Below are 15116 nucleotides of genomic sequence, written 5' to 3' on the forward strand. Positions count from 1 at the left end.
TCGGTTCGTAGCCGAGTACTCTATCCAGCTGAGCTACGAGTGCATTTGAAGCTGCGTATTATAGACCGTTGAATCTCTCTGCCAAGTGTTTTTTTCAATAAATTCAACAACTTACTGAAATGGCTAGATTCGAACGTGCTACATAAATAATGGCGGAGAAGGGGGGATTCGAACCCCCGACACCCTTTTGAGATGTACTCCCTTAGCAGGGGAGCGCCTTCGGCCACTCGGCCACCTCTCCGCAACACGGGGCGTATAATAACCAGCCTTTTCCCCGTATGCAACCAAAAACTTAAATAAAATTAAAGACTTGGTTCTTCGTCCTTTTCCTTCTTGATCCGCAGGTAGATTTCCTCGCGGTGAACAGCCACTTCCTTGGGCGCATTCACACCAATTCGCACTTGGTTTCCTTTGACGCCGAGCACGGTCACAGTAATTTCACCATCGCCTATGATCAGGCTTTCTGCGCACCGGCGAGTCAGAATCAGCATACGTTTCTCCTCACGCTTTCATTTCAGGGACAACAGTCTGCAAAAAAAAAGGGCTTGGGCCTACTAGCTAAACAGCTATATCGGCCCCTCGCCCTTAGTATTGACCAACATGACAAAAGTTAAAGTCTTCGGTCACACCAATCAAAAAAAACAAAGGGCGCGGATTAACCGCGCCCTCTGGGCAACGCTTTACTCACCCTGTCGGGCAGGTGCATCCAATTCAAAAGCGGTGTGCAGGGAACGCACAGCCAGCTCTAGGTACTTCTCTTCGATCACTACCGAGACTTTGATCTCGGAGGTGGAGATCATCAGGATGTTGATGTTCTCTTTGGCCAGCGATTCAAACATGCGGCTGGCAACACCCGCATGAGAGCGCATGCCCACGCCGACAATCGATACCTTGGCAATGTTGGTATCACCAACCACTTCACGCGCGCCGATCTCACGCGAGGTGTTTTCCAGGACCTGAGAGGCCGCCTGGTAGTCGTTGCGGTGTACCGTGAAGGTGAAGTCGGTAGTGTTATCGTGCGCAACGTTCTGCACGATCATGTCGACTTCAATGTTGGCCGCGCTGATCGGGCCCAGGATCTTGAACGCAACGCCCGGGGTGTCTGGCACGCCACGGATGGTCAGCTTGGCTTCGTCGCGGTTGAAAGCGATGCCAGAAATGATCGGCTGTTCCATGGATTCCTCTTCATCAATAGTAATGAGGGTGCCCGGACCCTCTTTGAAGCTGTGCAATACGCGCAGCGGAACGTTGTACTTACCTGCGAACTCGACAGCGCGGATCTGCAACACCTTGGAACCCAGGCTGGCCATTTCCAGCATTTCTTCAAAGGTGATTTTTTCCAGACGCTGAGCCTTCGCCACAACCCGCGGGTCGGTGGTGTAGACGCCGTCAACATCGGTGTAGATCTGGCATTCATCCGCTTTCAAGGCTGCTGCCAGCGCCACGCCGGTCGTGTCCGAGCCGCCACGGCCCAAGGTGGTGATGTTGCCGCCTTCATCCACACCCTGGAAACCTGCAACCACCACCACGCGCCCTTCTTTCAGGTCGGCGCGAATTTTCTGGTCATCAATTTTCAGGATGCGCGCTTTGGTGTGCGAACTGTCCGTCAGAATTCGTACCTGACTGCCGGTGTAGGACACCGCAGGCACGCCGCGCTTGTTCAGCGCCATCGACAGCAGGCCAATCGTCACTTGCTCGCCGGTGGACACAATCACATCCAGCTCACGGGGCAACGGCTGATCGCTGATCTGTTTGGCTAGCTCAATCAAACGATTGGTCTCGCCGCTCATCGCAGACAGCACAATCACCAAGTCGTGACCAGCTTCACGGAACTTCTTAACTTTATCGGCGACCTGCTCGATTCTTTCGACAGTGCCGACCGAGGTGCCTCCGAATTTCTGTACGATCAAAGCCATTTCAAAGCAGCCTCAGCCCATAAAGGGCGCCCATTTATCATTCAAACGACGCGCCGCCAATAGACGACGGCGCGTACTGGACCTCAGATACCCTGTTCGACAAACGGCACAGTCAGGGCCAACGCGGCGTCCAGGGCTGCAGCATCAACACCACCGCCTTGCGCCATGTCCGGACGACCACCGCCCTTCCCACCCACTGCCGCAGCAGCCTGCTTCATCAAATCACCGGCTTTGAGTTGGCCAGTCAGGTCTTTGGTTACGCCTGCAACCAGTACGACCTTATCTTCATGAACACTGCCGAGCAGGATCACCGCGCGGCCGAGCTTGTTCTTCAGCTGATCTACCAGCGCCAATAGCGCCTTGCCATCTTGACCGTCCAGGCGAGCGGCCAACACGTTCACGCCTTTTATATCCACCGCAGACGATGACAGATCATCGCCCGCAGCGCTTGCGGCCTTGGCCTGCAATTGTTCCAGTTGTTTTTCCAACTGGCGGTTACGCTCCAGCACAGCCGACAGTTTGTCGACCAGGTTGTCACGCGAGCCCTTAACCAGGCTCGCGGCTTCCTTGAGCTGCTCTTCGGCGGCATTCAGGTAAGCCAGCGCGGCTGCGCCCGTGACCGCCTCAATACGACGAATACCCGACGCGACACCGCCCTCGCTGGTGATTTTCATTAGGCCGATATCACCGGTGCGCTTGGCGTGGATACCACCACACAGCTCCACCGAGAAATCGCCGCCCATGCTCAGCACGCGCACGTTGTCGCCGTACTTCTCGCCAAACAGCGCCATGGCGCCTTTTTGCTTGGCGGTTTCGATATCAGTTTCTTCAGTTTCGACCGGGGTGTTCTTACGAATCTCGGTGTTGACGATGTCTTCCAGCGCCTTGATCTGCTCAGGCTTGATGGCTTCGAAATGGCTGAAGTCGAAGCGCATGCGCTGACTGTCGACCAAAGACCCCTTCTGCTGAACGTGTTCACCGAGCACCTGGCGCAAGGCGGCGTGCAGCAAGTGAGTTGCCGAGTGGTTAAGCGAGGTGGCATGACGCACATCGCCGTCAACCTGAGCCTCAACGGTTTCGCCGACCTTGAGGCCGCCCGCAGCAACCACGCCATGGTGCAGGAACGCACCGCCGGTTTTGGTGGTGTCACGCACGTCAAAGCGCGCTGCGCCGACTTGCAGGTAACCGCAATCACCGACTTGACCACCGGACTCCGCATAGAAAGGCGTCTGGTCAAGAACCACCACACCTTCGTCACCTTCATTCAGGGTGGCAACGGACTGGCCTTCTTTATAGAGAGCAATCACCTTGGCCGAACTGTGGGTCGCGTTGTAGCCGACGAACTCCGTTGGCACGTCAACTTTGACCAGCGTGTTGTAGTCCAGACCGAACGAGCTGGCCGAACGTGCACGCACACGCTGTGCTTCCATCTCGCGCTCGAAGCCTTCTTCGTCCACGGTTAGGTTGCGCTCGCGGGCGATGTCGGCGGTCAGGTCCATCGGGAAACCGTAGGTGTCATACAGTTTGAACACCACGTCGCCCGGCACCACGGTGCCTTTGAGCTCAGCCAGATCCTGTTCGAGGATTTTCAGGCCCTGCTCCAGGGTCTTGGAGAATTGCTCTTCTTCGGCTTTAAGTACGCGCTCAATGTTGGCCTGCTCGCGCACCAGTTCCGGGAAGCCTTCGCCCATCTCGGCAACCAGCGCTGCGACGATTTTGTAGAAGAAGTTACCGGTAGCGCCCAGCTTGTTGCCGTGACGGCAGGCGCGGCGAATGATGCGGCGCAGCACGTAGCCACGGCCTTCGTTGGAAGGCAGCACGCCATCAGCAATCAGAAAGCTGCACGAACGAATGTGGTCAGCCACTACCTTGAGCGAGGCCTGACCTCCGTTATCGCAGCCAATGGCCTGGGCGGCGGCAGACAACAGGCTCTGGAACAGGTCGATTTCGTAGTTGGAGTTTACGTGCTGCATCACCGCACTGATCCGCTCCAGGCCCATGCCGGTGTCTACCGACGGCGCTGGCAACGGATGCAACACGCCATCGGCGGTGCGGTTGAACTGCATGAATACGTTGTTCCAGATTTCGATGTAACGGTCACCGTCTTCATCTGGCGAGCCCGGTGGGCCGCCCCAGATGTCCGCGCCGTGGTCATAGAAAATCTCGGTGCACGGGCCGCACGGGCCAGTATCGCCCATGGTCCAGAAGTTATCCGACGCGTACGGAGCACCTTTGTTGTCGCCAATGCGGATCATGCGCTCGGCAGGCACGCCCACTTGTTGGGTCCAGATGTCATAGGCTTCGTCGTCGCTGGCGTAAACCGTCACCCAGAGCTTGTCTTTCGGCAGTTTCAAAACGCCGGTCAGGAAGGTCCAAGCGAAGTTGATCGCGTCTTTCTTGAAATAATCGCCAAAGCTGAAGTTGCCGAGCATTTCAAAAAACGTGTGGTGACGAGCGGTATAACCGACGTTTTCCAGGTCGCTGTTCTTACCACCGGCTCGCACGCACTTCTGGCTGCTGGTCGCTCGGGTGTAAGCACGTTTTTCTTGACCCAGGAAGCAGTCCTTGAACTGGTTCATCCCCGCGTTAGTGAACAGCAGGGTCGGGTCGTTATTCGGGACCAAGGAGCTCGAAGGGACACGGGTGTGACCTTGCTCCTCGAAGAAGCGAAGGAAGGCTTCACGGATTTCTGCGCTTTTCATAGGTTCTTCCACGGAGGCTGCGGCCAGAGGCAAGTAAATCACGTCAATCGACAGTGCGACTCGCAAAGGGCCGCATTATATCGGCCCTTCGCCTCGGGTACAGCGTGTTTATACGATAGCGACAAGCAATTGGACGGATTGCAAGCTTATTGGTGGGAAAAGGTGCTGAAAACTTCGATGGTTTGCTCGATCTGACTGCGACTGACGTCCATGTGGGTCACCAGACGCAAGCGCGGAGCCGCGCTGATCTTGATCCCGTGCTCGTGTGCAAAGTGTTTGAGCGCCTCGGCTTTCCCATCTACCTGCGCGTACACCATGTTGGTCTGCACAGGCTCAACGTCGTAGCCGGCAGCGCGCAGGCCTTCGGCCAATAACTGAGCATTCGCATGGTCATCGGCCAAGCGCTCGACCTGGTTGTCTAGCGCGTACAAACCTGCTGCAGCCAGTTGGCCCGCCTGACGCATGCCCCCGCCGAGCATTTTGCGCAAGCGCCGGGCCTTGCCAATCAGGTCAGCGGTGCCGCACAGCACCGACCCCACGGGAGCGCCCAAGCCTTTGGACAGGCACACCGAGACCGAGTCGAAATGGCGGGTAATCTCGCCGGCATCAACACCTTGCTTGACCGCCGCGTTGTACAACCGCGCGCCATCAAGGTGCAACGCTAAGCCATGTTCGCGAGTCAGTCGACTGGCGGCGGCTAGGTACTCGGCCGGCAACACCTTACCTTGCATGGTGTTTTCCAGCGCCAGCAAGCGAGTGCGGGCGAAGTGAAAGTCGTCCGGCTTGATCGCGGCAGCGACCTCTTGCAGATCCAGACTGCCATCAGCCTGTACGTTCAGCGGCTGTGGCTGAATGGACCCCAGCACCGCTGCACCGCCGCCTTCGTACATATAGGTGTGCGCCTTCTGACCGACGATGTATTCATCGCCACGCCCACAATGCGCCATCAACGCCAGCAGGTTGCTCATGGTTCCGGTGGGCACAAACAGCGCCTTGGCAAAGCCCAGACGCAAGGCCATCTCGGACTCCAGCCTGTTCACCGTAGGATCTTCACCATAAACATCATCCCCCAACGCAGCACTCGCCATGGCCTCACGCATACCGGCACTGGGTTGGGTCACGGTGTCACTGCGCAGATCAATAACAGTCATGTAAAAATCCTCAGCCATGTGAGATGAGTACCCTGGGATACTCATCGGGAATATCCCTGTGGGGCAAGAATACCCACATACAGGCATCAAAAAAACGATGGCTATTAGCAAAAAGCAGCGATGCATCTTTGAAACATATGTGATACAAAATGCCCGCGACCAGAAATTCTGGTGGCAACGTTCTCAGGGCGGGGCGCAACTCCCCACCGGCGGTAATTGCGCGCAATGCGTATAGCCCGCGAGCGCTTGACACTTACGGCAGCTTTTAGCTTAAGAGGTGGCAAGGTCAGCAGACTCGGTGTGATTCCGAGGCCGACGGTCATAGTCCGGATGAAGAGAGAACGGGATTGGCGCCAAAGGGCCGTCAACCGGACAGGTGTGTACCGTTGCTTGATCTCGGTATCCACGTTCTGGAACGCACCCTTAAATCCCATTCAATTCATATGCCCTGTTTTTCACACAAACAGGAGTCAGAACATGCAACCCACCGCAATTCACCACAACGAACGCGTCGCCTTTATCCAAGCCAGTTGGCACAAAGAGATCGTCGATCAAAGCCGTAAAGGCTTTTTGGCCGAAATGCTGCTGCAGGGCTATCAGGAAAGTGATATCGACTTTTTTGAAGTTGGCGGCGCCTTTGAAATCCCACTGCACGCCAAGCTGCTAGCCAAAACCGGTCGCTATGCCGGTATCGTCGGCGCTGCGCTGGTCGTTGATGGCGGCATTTACCGCCATGATTTCGTGGCCCAATCAGTCGTTAGCGGCCTGATGCAAGTGCAACTGGAAACCGAAATCCCGGTGTTCTCTGTCAGCCTCACACCACACCACTTCCACGCGGGCGAAGAGCATCAGAAGTTTTTCTTCGACCACTTCGTGCACAAGGGTCAGGAAGCGGCGAAAACGTGCGTTGATACCCTGCAGAAAATCCGCGCTATCAAGCGTCTGGATACCCAGCAAAAACGCGCAATGTAATTAGCCCGCCAATAAAAACAGGCCCTTTTGAGGGCCTGTTTTTGTTTGCGCCTTCATTTAGGAGCGAGCGCTTTAACGGGTTCAATGATAATGCCCGCACGTAAGCCGTTCTTGACCTTGGGGTTCGGGAAGATAATTCGGGCGCCTTCTTCCTCGATAATCCAGCGGGTTTTCGGCGTGTCTTGCGCCAGCACGTAACCCTTGGGCAACTCGCAAAAGTTCTCGACATCTACCGGCAAGTGCAAAATGAACGCCTCGCTGTGCTTGATCACTTCACGTGCCACGCGAAACAACTGCAAACCCTCCAGAGAAGCGTCTTCCAGAGGTGGCTCGGTGCCTTCAATGATTTGCTGCAAGCGCAATTCCAAGCGCTCGACATTGACACCAGCGTTTTGCCCAAACGGCCGCGCCTTGCCCAGCTCCAGGGTGAAGGCTTCTGCACCCAACTGATCGTAGGTGTAGGCGCTAAACACAATAGAAGGCTTGTTCTGCAACAGCACCGCTTCCATCCCGGCAGCCCGCAGGCGCGCAAGCTCCAGGCGGGAGTGCTCACGCCCTTCTTTATAGGGATACAACGCGAACTGCTCGATTTTCGAACCACGAATGGCCGTGTGCAGGTCGTAATGCAGACGAGTGCGCTCAGGCTGATTGAAAAATGTCTTAGCCAGATGCTCAAGTTCACAGGCGCGCAAGGCTTCTGGCCCGCTACTGGTTTCGTGGCGGCCATTGAACAGGCGGTTAAGGTCTTCTTCGACAAACCGGGCGCCGGTGCGCATCGCTCCAGGGTTGCCAAACAGAAATAGAATTCGGACTCGCGGCTTAACTTCGCCACGAGCAATGGCATTCAACAGACGATCTAACAACTCGATCGGTGCTGTTTCGTTACCGTGGATGCCTGCAGACAGCAGCACATCCATGCCGCTGTCGCGTGCCTCGGGAGGACGCACTTCGAGCGCGCCCTCGGCAAGCCAGCGCATCCGCACGCCGTCGACAGTCAGTTGAGTTTTCTCAGCCGGTTCACGTCCAGCCAAGGTCAGTTCAAGCAGTTTGCCGAGAGCGAGCATAGCGCTTCCTTAATCAGTGATTACAGTCTGGGCCGTGCACGTGACCGTCTTCGCCATCTTCGTCACTCATGTCAGCCGGTTCCATTTCCAGTTGCAGACTAACAAGGTTAGTTGCCAATGGACGCAGCAGCAGGTTGGCGTATTCAGCATCGCCTTCTTCAACGTCAACACCGATCAGTAACTGGCCACGGCCATCTTGCTGAATCCACAACTCTTTGCCCTGCCACAGGATTGCGACGCGGGTGCAGGAGGTTTCCAGTTGCGTGCCATCAGTGTCTTCAAGGATCAACTGCAGGGAATCGCTCATAATTTCGCTCTCATTGGAAAGTCAGGTGGCACGCCTAAAAGGTCAGCGCACGCACGTTCAATTGATCTGAAACGGGTAAACCGAGCCCAGTTTAAGGATTTGCGTCAGTTCATCCAATGCCGTCCGGCATTCAAGCAACAACTGGGGGTCTGCCAAGTCGCTTTCGCGCAAGGCATCGCGGTAGTGCTTGCTCACCCAACCGGTCAGCGTGTTGTACAGCGGGGCGGTCATGATAACCCCCGGATTGACCGCCGCCAGCTCAGTTTCATTGAGCGCGACGCGCAGTCGCAGGCACGCCGGGCCACCGCCGTTTTGCATGCTCTGCTTAAGATCAAACACCTTCACTTCTCGAATCGGGCCGTCTGCACTGGTCAGGCCTTGCAGGTACTGCCAGACACGTGGGTTCGCACGGCACTCTTCGGGCACGATCAGCAGCATCGAACCGTCGGCACGGCTTAGCAGCTGGCTGTTGAACAAGTAAGAACGCACCGCATCATCGACGGCCACTTGGTCACGCGGCACGCTGATGGACTGGAACTGCGCCCCACGTGCGGCCAACTTGCGGCGCAATTCGTCGAACATGGGTTCGGTATTCAGGAATGCATCTTGGTGATGGAACAGCAACTCACCGTTGCCGACCGCGATCACGTCGTTATGGAACACGCCCTGATCGATCACCGACGGGTTTTGCTGGGCAAACACCACGCCCTCCTCGCTCAGGCCGTGCAACCGCGCCACGGCTTGCGATGCTTCGAGGGTTTGACGGGCCGGGTACTTTTGCGGCGCCGAGTAACGGCTGTCGAACGCACTACGCCCGTAGACAAAAAACTCAACCCCGGCCTCGCCGTAGTCACGGCAAAAACGTGTGTGGTTAGCCGCGCCTTCATCACCGAATTGCGCCACGGCAGGCAATGCCGCGTGGTGCGCAAAGTGTTGCTGATCGGCAAACATCGCGCCCAGCACGCGGCTGGTAGTCGGGTGCTCGATGCTGCGATGGAATTTACAGTTGAGGTTGGCAGCAGTGAAATGCACCCGACCATCCGCCGTGTCGGCGCTAGGGCTGACCGTGGCGGCGTTAGCCACCCACATGCTGGAGGCCGAGCAACTGGCAACCAGCAATGGCATGGCTTCTTTTGCAGCGCGTTCAATCACTTGCGCGTCAGTCCCGGCAAAGCCCAGGCTGCGCAAGGCGCCGACGTCCGGGCGCTCTTGCGGGGCTAGCACGCCTTGGACAAAACCCATGTCCATCAGCGCTTTCATTTTTTCCAGGCCTTGCAGCGCCGCTTCCTTGGGGTTGGAAGCTTGCTGGCTGTTGCTCTGGGACGCGACGTTGCCAAACGACAAGCCGCCGTAGTTATGGGTTGGCCCCACTAGACCGTCAAAATTGACTTCAAAGGATTTCATCGGTGAGGCTCCGGCAAACGGTTGTAATAGACATGAATCAAAATTCTGTAGCCGCTCTTTTTATTTAAAAGCAGGGCCGCTACGCGCCCCATCGCAGCCTTTGGCAGCGGCTACAAGGTCTGTCTGCATCAGGCCAAGCGCACGCCCGGGGTCAACGTCGCTGGCAACGCCAGGGTCGGGGTTTCCAGCGATGCCACCGGGTACGCGCAGTAATCGGCCGCGTAATACGCACTGGCGCGATGGTTGCCCGACGCCCCTACACCCCCGAACGGCGCACTGCTGGCTGCACCCGTCAGTTGTTTGTTCCAGTTCACAATCCCGGCCCGGCTTTCTAACCAGAACTGCTGGTAACGCGCTTCGGAATCTGACAACAAGCCCGCCGCCAAACCAAATGCGGTGTTGTTGGCTTCGGCAATTGCCGCGTCAAAGTCAGCGTAACGAATCACCTGCAACAACGGCCCGAACAGTTCTTCGTCGGAGCGTTCGCTAACAGCGGTCACATCAATAATGCCGGGGGTCAGCAACGCAGCTGTCGCGTTCGGCTGGGTCATTCTGAGCAGTACCTGCGCACCGCTTTCGATCAGCAACGTCTGTGCGGCCAGCAAATCACGCGCGGCTGAAAGGGAAATCACCGACCCCATGAACGGCGCTGGCTGCTGATCAAACGCACCGATGTCGATGTCTTTGCTGACCGCGACCAAACGCTCAAGCAGCTTGTCGCCCCAGGCACCTTGCGGCACCAGCAAGCGGCGAGCACACGTGCAACGCTGCCCAGCCGAGATAAAGGCCGACTGAATAATCGTATAAACCGCGGCCTCCAGATCGGCCACCTGATCAACCACCAGCGGGTTGTTACCGCCCATTTCCAGCGCCAGAATCTTGTCCGGACGACCCGCGAACTGCTGATGCAGGCTGTTGCCCGTGCGACTCGATCCGGTGAAAAACAAACCGTCGATGCCCGCGTGAGCCGCCAGTGCCACGCCAGTCTTGCGTGCGCCTTGCAACAGGTTCAACACGCCTGCCGGCAGACCGGCTTCAATCCAGCATTTAACCGTCAGCTCAGCGACTTTAGGGGTCAGCTCACTCGGTTTGAACCCCACGCTGTTACCCGCCAATAAGGCTGGGACAATATGCCCGTTAGGCAAATGGCCAGGGAAGTTGTACGGGCCGAACACGGCCACCACGCCGTGCGGTTTATGGCGCAGGACAGCGGTGGCATCGCCCAACGGACCACTTTTTTCACCGGTGCGTTCGCGATAGCTTTGTACCGAGATCGCTACCTTGTTGATCATGCTGGTGACTTCGGTAGCCGACTCCCACAGCGGCTTGCCGGTTTCTTCGCCGATGCAATGCGCCAGCTCATCGGCGTGGGTTTTCAGGCTTGCGGCAAAGGCCTCGAGCACTGTGAGTCGTTCCTCAAAAGAACGTTTGGCCCATGCCGGAAAGGCCTGGCGCGCCGCCTTTACTGCCTCGAAAACCTGCTCGGCATTGGCTGCATTGCCGGTCCATAGCACCTGCTGGGTGACCGGATTCAGCGATTCCATGGCTTCGCCCTGACCATTCTGCCAGGCGCCTGCGATGTACAACGTGCTCATTATTTGGACTCCCGTGGGGCAACTGGCTGCGCGGACAACGGTACGGCGCGCACTTGGTCGCCCGCACTCAGTTGCAGGCGTTTAGCGGTCAGCTTGTCGACCACTAGGGTGCCGGCAGCCCAACGCGCCGGGGCGGCGGTGATGCGGCAATCTTCGCGTTTGCGGTTGTGAATCAGGTAAGGCGTAGCGTCGTCACCCGGCGTGCCAATGGCCAGCACCAGCGTTTCGCTGTCACGTACGGCGCGAATTTTGGTGGTTTCGCATTCCACAGCCGGACCAGCGTCGAAGATATCGACGTAGCCCTGATAGCTGAAGCCTTCGCTTTTAAGCATGTTCAGCGCGGGCTCGGTGTGGGTATGCACCTTACCGATCACCGCGCGAGCATCTTCGGACAAGAAGCAGGTGTACACCGGAAATTTGGGCATCAGCTCAGCAATAAAGGCTTTGTTGCCCACGCCGGTGAGGTAATCAGCTTGGCTGAACTCCATCTTGAAGAAGTGCCGGCCCAGGCTTTCCCAGAACGGCGAGCGGCCACTTTCATCCGACATGCCGCGCATCTCAGCAATGATCTTGTTGCCAAACAACTCGGGGAACTCAGCGATAAACAGCATCCGCGCCTTGGCCAGCATGCGGCCATTGAGGCCATTGCGGTAATCGGCACTGAGGAACAACGAGCACAGCTCAGAGTTGCCCGTCAGGTCGTTGGCCAAAAACAGGGTCGGGATTTCACGGTAGATGTTCAGTTCTTGGGAAGCGCTGACAGTCAAGCCAACCCGGAAGTTGTACCACGGCTCACGCAGGCCGACTGCGCCCGCAATGGCTGAAATGCCGACGACTTTACCGTCGTCATTTTCGAGCACAAACAGGTAGTCCGCATCGCCGCGCTCGGCTTCGCCACGGAAGGTTTTTTCAGCCCAGTTAACGCGGTGCAGCAAGCGCTGCTCGTTGGCCGGCAAGGTGGTCAGGCCGGTGCCGGTGCTGCGGGCCAGTTCAATCAGGGCCGGTAAATCGCTATTGCGTACAGGACGAACGATCATGCTATCTCCTCAAACAGGGCTCGCGGGCGAACCCCGTGAAACTCGCTCAAACGCGTTAAACCGCAACCACTCGCACGCTGGCACCTTCGCCAACGCCCAGTGCTTCGGCCGCTTCTAGATCCAGCGTGACCGGTTTGCCCGGCGCCCAGTCGAGCTCCAGCAATACGGCGCGGTAGTCCTGCAACTGGGCATTTGCCACCAGATACTGGCGACCGCCGCCTTTGCTCAGCTCACCGAGCTTGACCGGGACTACGCGACTTTGAGCGATCGAGCGAATGCCCGAAACGCGAGCATGCAGCGTCGGGCCGCCGTCGAAAATGTCGATGTAATGATCAGTTTCAAAACCTTCGCGCATCAGAATGTCGAAGGTAATTTGCGCACGCGGGTGCACCTGCCCCATCGCCTCTTGAGCCGTGTCGGGCAGTAACGGTACGTAAATCGGGTAATGCGGCATCAACTCGGCGAGGAACGTACGGCTTTTCAGCCCGCACAGACGCTCGGCGGCGGCGTAGTTCAAGTCGAAGAAGTTGCGACCAATGGCGTCCCAGAACGGCGAGTCGCCATTTTCATCGCTGTAACCGACGATCTCGGTCACTACCGAATCAGCAAAACGCTCCGGGTGATTGGCCACAAACAACAGGCGACCCCGGGAGTTGAGCTCGGACCAGGCCGTGCCGACCAGATCCGGCACCACGTAAAAGCTGGTCAACAGGCTGTTGCCGGTCAGGTCGTGACACTGTGAGAGCACGTGAATCTTGTTGTGGATCTTCAGCTCGCGTGAGGCGTGAACAAAGGTTTCATTACGAAAACTATAAAACGGCTCGGAGTAACCGGCCGATGCCACGATAGCTGCACACCCCACCAGCTTGCTGGTGGCCGTGTCTTCAAGAACAAAAAAGTAGCTTTCTTCACCGTTAAAGCTGACTTCGGCTGCAAACGAAGCTTCGGACGCAGCGATCTTGTCGCGTAGGCGTCCGGTGTCGTCCGGCAGTGAAGTGACACCAATCGGGCTGTCCGCAGCCAGACGCTGTACCTCGTCCAGGTCAGCCATTTGCGCGGGGCGCATCACCAGCATGGTGTCACTCCTTAATCCAGAAAATAAAAGGGGGGCCCTGTTGGAACTCGCCGCGTGATCTTTTTTAACATTCAAAGATCGCGAGGCGGGCTCCTAGAGGGGGGCGGTGTGGATCAAGCGGTCAGGTTTTTCACTGCACGCTCAAAACGATCCAGACCTTCGGTGATGTCTGCGTCTTCAACCACCAGGCTAGGCGCGAAACGCACCACGTCCGGGCCAGCTTGCAGGATCATCAGGTTTTCTTTTTCAGCGGCGTTGAAGACGTCCTTGGCACGGCCTTTCCAGGCATCGCTCAAGACACAACCGATCAACAGACCCATGCCACGCACCTCAGTAAACAGGCCGTATTGCTGGCCAATCTGCTGAAGACGGGTTTTGAACAGCTCGTGTTTGGCTTTAACGCCATTGAGCACTTCTGGCGTGTTGATCACGTCGATTACTGCATTGCCGACCGCGCACGCCAGCGGGTTACCGCCATAGGTGGTGCCGTGAGTACCCACGACCAAGTGTTTGGCCAAGGCTTCGGTGGTCAACATGGCAGCAATCGGGAAGCCGCCACCCAAACTTTTGGCGCTGGACAGAATGTCCGGCGTCACGCCGTAATGCATATAGGCAAACAGTTCGCCAGTACGGCCCATGCCGGTTTGAACCTCGTCAAACACCAGCAGCGCATTGTGCTGATCGCACAGTTCGCGAGCACCTTGCAGGTAAGCCTGCTCGGCAGGCAGAACGCCGCCTTCGCCTTGAATCGGCTCCAGTACCACAGCGCATGTCTTGTCCGAAATCGCCGCTTTCAGCGCGTCGAGGTCATTGAACGGGACGTGCGTAATACCGGTGATTTTTGGACCAAAACCGTCGGAGTACTTTGACTGCCCACCCACATTGACCGTGAACAGCGTACGGCCGTGAAAGCTGTTGAGGGCGGCGATAATTTCGTACTTCTCATCACCGAAGCGGTCGAACGCCACGCGACGGGCCAGCTTGAAAGCGGCCTCGTTGGCTTCGGCGCCCGAGTTACAGAAGAACACACGCTCAGCGAAGGTCGCATCCACCAGCTTTTTAGCCAGGCGCAGCGCAGGCTCGTTGGTGAAGACGTTGGACACATGCCACAGGTTATTGGCCTGTTCGGTCAGCGCGCCAACCAACGCCGGGTGGGCGTGGCCCAACACGTTAACCGCAATGCCGCCTGCGAAGTCGATGAGTTCGCGGCCCGATTGATCCCACACTCGGGAACCGGCACCACGCACAGGAATGAAAGCAGCAGGTGCGTAGTTCGCAACCATGACCTGATCGAAATCGGCGCGTTGCACCGGGGCTTGCTCAACGGACATCGGAGTCTCCTGATGAGAAACGCCTGCCTAAAATGGCGAGCGATGGGGGATTGTAAGGACTGATGGGGATGCGGCCTTGCCGCCAAGCGACAACTTCTTATAGCGCCCAACCACGGTTGATCGGGGTTTACGCCAATGCGACATATTACGTCGCAAAGACGCAGTTTAAACGTTGGACAGCCCGAACGGCAGCGCTAGCTGGCTTTGTTTTAACCGCAAGCCATGACGCTTTGCACACCCTGCGGATGTGTGCGTGCTAATGGGGCTAATTATTTATTCGTTGAACGCTGAATCCTGATCTGTCGCGGTCGACTTCCAGCAGGTATTTGCGCTTTTTTTCAGTGGCCCCAAAGGCGATGTTGGTGGCTATGACAGCCCTAACTTATGGCTCACACAACACGCAGATTACAGAGTCTTTATAAAAGACGAGAACATAGCCCATGGATACGCACATCGCCGCCGCGCTGCAACCGAATCATCCTGCCTTAATTCACCACGAAGTTATTAAGGCCCTGCTTCCTGGACTTGCCCCTACAAAACCGGACACCAACTCCCTGTTAAA

General features: G+C 57.2%; 12 protein-coding genes, 1 tRNA gene and 1 riboswitch. Of the genes, 1 reads left to right on the forward strand and 12 read right to left on the reverse strand.

Going from position 1 to position 15116, the window contains the following annotated elements; all coding sequences use genetic code 11:
- Nucleotides 1–150: 150 nt before the first annotated feature.
- The 5 genes from B347_RS0105355 to ltaE all read right to left on the reverse strand — a co-directional run bounded on the left by B347_RS0105355 (nucleotide 151) and on the right by ltaE (nucleotide 5769).
- Nucleotides 151–241: transfer RNA gene (locus tag B347_RS0105355), tRNA-Ser, on the reverse strand.
- A gap of 61 nt (nucleotides 242–302) precedes the next feature.
- The gene (gene csrA, locus B347_RS0105360; protein WP_003175645.1) at nucleotides 303–491 is read right to left on the reverse strand and encodes a carbon storage regulator CsrA; all 189 of its coding nucleotides are present in this window, start codon (nucleotides 489–491) and stop codon (nucleotides 303–305) included.
- A 189-nt stretch (nucleotides 492–680) separates the two neighbouring features.
- Nucleotides 681–1916: an aspartate kinase gene (locus B347_RS0105365; protein ID WP_019408679.1), complete on the reverse strand. Its 1236-nt coding sequence runs from the start codon at nucleotides 1914–1916 to the stop codon at nucleotides 681–683.
- 83 nt (nucleotides 1917–1999) lie between these two features.
- On the reverse strand, nucleotides 2000–4618 hold the full coding sequence (gene alaS, locus B347_RS0105370) for an alanine--tRNA ligase (protein ID WP_026014000.1): 2619 nt from the start codon (nucleotides 4616–4618) through the stop codon (nucleotides 2000–2002).
- A gap of 146 nt (nucleotides 4619–4764) precedes the next feature.
- Complete coding sequence (gene ltaE, locus B347_RS0105375; protein ID WP_019408681.1) at nucleotides 4765–5769, reverse strand: low-specificity L-threonine aldolase; 1005 nt, start codon at nucleotides 5767–5769, stop codon at nucleotides 4765–4767.
- Between the two features lie 175 nt (nucleotides 5770–5944).
- A riboswitch (FMN riboswitch) is annotated at nucleotides 5945–6116 on the forward strand.
- A gap of 130 nt (nucleotides 6117–6246) precedes the next feature.
- Here ltaE and B347_RS0105380 point away from each other — a divergent pair.
- Nucleotides 6247–6741 (forward strand): 6,7-dimethyl-8-ribityllumazine synthase, encoded by a 495-nt coding sequence (locus tag B347_RS0105380; RefSeq protein ID WP_019408682.1) that lies wholly within the window; start codon nucleotides 6247–6249, stop codon nucleotides 6739–6741.
- 53 nt (nucleotides 6742–6794) lie between these two features.
- On the opposite strand, the gene astE is transcribed toward B347_RS0105380, so the two are convergent.
- From astE to B347_RS0105415, 7 genes are all read right to left on the reverse strand, one after another.
- Nucleotides 6795–7805 (reverse strand): succinylglutamate desuccinylase, encoded by a 1011-nt coding sequence (gene astE / locus B347_RS0105385; protein WP_019408683.1) that lies wholly within the window; start codon nucleotides 7803–7805, stop codon nucleotides 6795–6797.
- A 13-nt stretch (nucleotides 7806–7818) separates the two neighbouring features.
- Nucleotides 7819–8112, reverse strand: coding sequence for a hypothetical protein (locus B347_RS0105390; protein ID WP_019408684.1), 294 nt, complete (start codon nucleotides 8110–8112; stop codon nucleotides 7819–7821).
- 57 nt (nucleotides 8113–8169) lie between these two features.
- The gene (astB, locus tag B347_RS0105395) at nucleotides 8170–9516 is read right to left on the reverse strand and encodes an N-succinylarginine dihydrolase (protein ID WP_019408685.1); all 1347 of its coding nucleotides are present in this window, start codon (nucleotides 9514–9516) and stop codon (nucleotides 8170–8172) included.
- A 128-nt stretch (nucleotides 9517–9644) separates the two neighbouring features.
- Nucleotides 9645–11114: a succinylglutamate-semialdehyde dehydrogenase gene (gene astD, locus B347_RS0105400; protein WP_192812356.1), complete on the reverse strand. Its 1470-nt coding sequence runs from the start codon at nucleotides 11112–11114 to the stop codon at nucleotides 9645–9647.
- Nucleotides 11111–12148, reverse strand: a complete 1038-nt coding sequence (astA, locus tag B347_RS0105405) for an arginine N-succinyltransferase (RefSeq protein WP_019408687.1) — start codon at nucleotides 12146–12148, stop codon at nucleotides 11111–11113. The genes astD and astA overlap by 4 nt, the downstream gene beginning before the upstream one ends.
- A 55-nt stretch (nucleotides 12149–12203) precedes the next feature.
- Nucleotides 12204–13223, reverse strand: a complete 1020-nt coding sequence (gene aruF, locus B347_RS0105410; protein WP_019408688.1) for an arginine/ornithine succinyltransferase subunit alpha — start codon at nucleotides 13221–13223, stop codon at nucleotides 12204–12206.
- A gap of 113 nt (nucleotides 13224–13336) precedes the next feature.
- A complete protein-coding gene (locus B347_RS0105415; RefSeq protein WP_019408689.1) occupies nucleotides 13337–14554 on the reverse strand; it encodes an aspartate aminotransferase family protein in 1218 nt (405 codons plus the stop codon).
- Between the last annotated feature and the right edge of the window lie 562 nt (nucleotides 14555–15116).

This window comes from Pseudomonas psychrophila HA-4 (assembly GCF_000282975.1).
GTDB classification, from domain to species: domain Bacteria; phylum Pseudomonadota; class Gammaproteobacteria; order Pseudomonadales; family Pseudomonadaceae; genus Aquipseudomonas; species Aquipseudomonas psychrophila_A.

Bases quoted from the DNA above. Each gene is read 5' to 3' on its own strand.
- csrA (WP_003175645.1), bottom strand. From the start codon at position 491: ATGCTGATTCTGACTCGCCGGTGCGCAGAAAGCCTGATCATAGGCGAT.
- B347_RS0105365 (WP_019408679.1), bottom strand. From the start codon at position 1,916: ATGGCTTTGATCGTACAGAAATTCGGAGGCACCTCGGTCGGCACTGTC.
- alaS (WP_026014000.1), bottom strand. From the start codon at position 4,618: ATGAAAAGCGCAGAAATCCGTGAAGCCTTCCTTCGCTTCTTCGAGGAG.
- ltaE (WP_019408681.1), bottom strand. From the start codon at position 5,769: ATGACTGTTATTGATCTGCGCAGTGACACCGTGACCCAACCCAGTGCC.
- B347_RS0105380 (WP_019408682.1), top strand. From the start codon at position 6,247: ATGCAACCCACCGCAATTCACCACAACGAACGCGTCGCCTTTATCCAA.
- astE (WP_019408683.1), bottom strand. From the start codon at position 7,805: ATGCTCGCTCTCGGCAAACTGCTTGAACTGACCTTGGCTGGACGTGAA.
- B347_RS0105390 (WP_019408684.1), bottom strand. From the start codon at position 8,112: ATGAGCGATTCCCTGCAGTTGATCCTTGAAGACACTGATGGCACGCAA.
- astB (WP_019408685.1), bottom strand. From the start codon at position 9,516: ATGAAATCCTTTGAAGTCAATTTTGACGGTCTAGTGGGGCCAACCCAT.
- astA (WP_019408687.1), bottom strand. From the start codon at position 12,148: ATGATCGTTCGTCCTGTACGCAATAGCGATTTACCGGCCCTGATTGAA.
- aruF (WP_019408688.1), bottom strand. From the start codon at position 13,223: ATGCTGGTGATGCGCCCCGCGCAAATGGCTGACCTGGACGAGGTACAG.
- B347_RS0105415 (WP_019408689.1), bottom strand. From the start codon at position 14,554: ATGTCCGTTGAGCAAGCCCCGGTGCAACGCGCCGATTTCGATCAGGTC.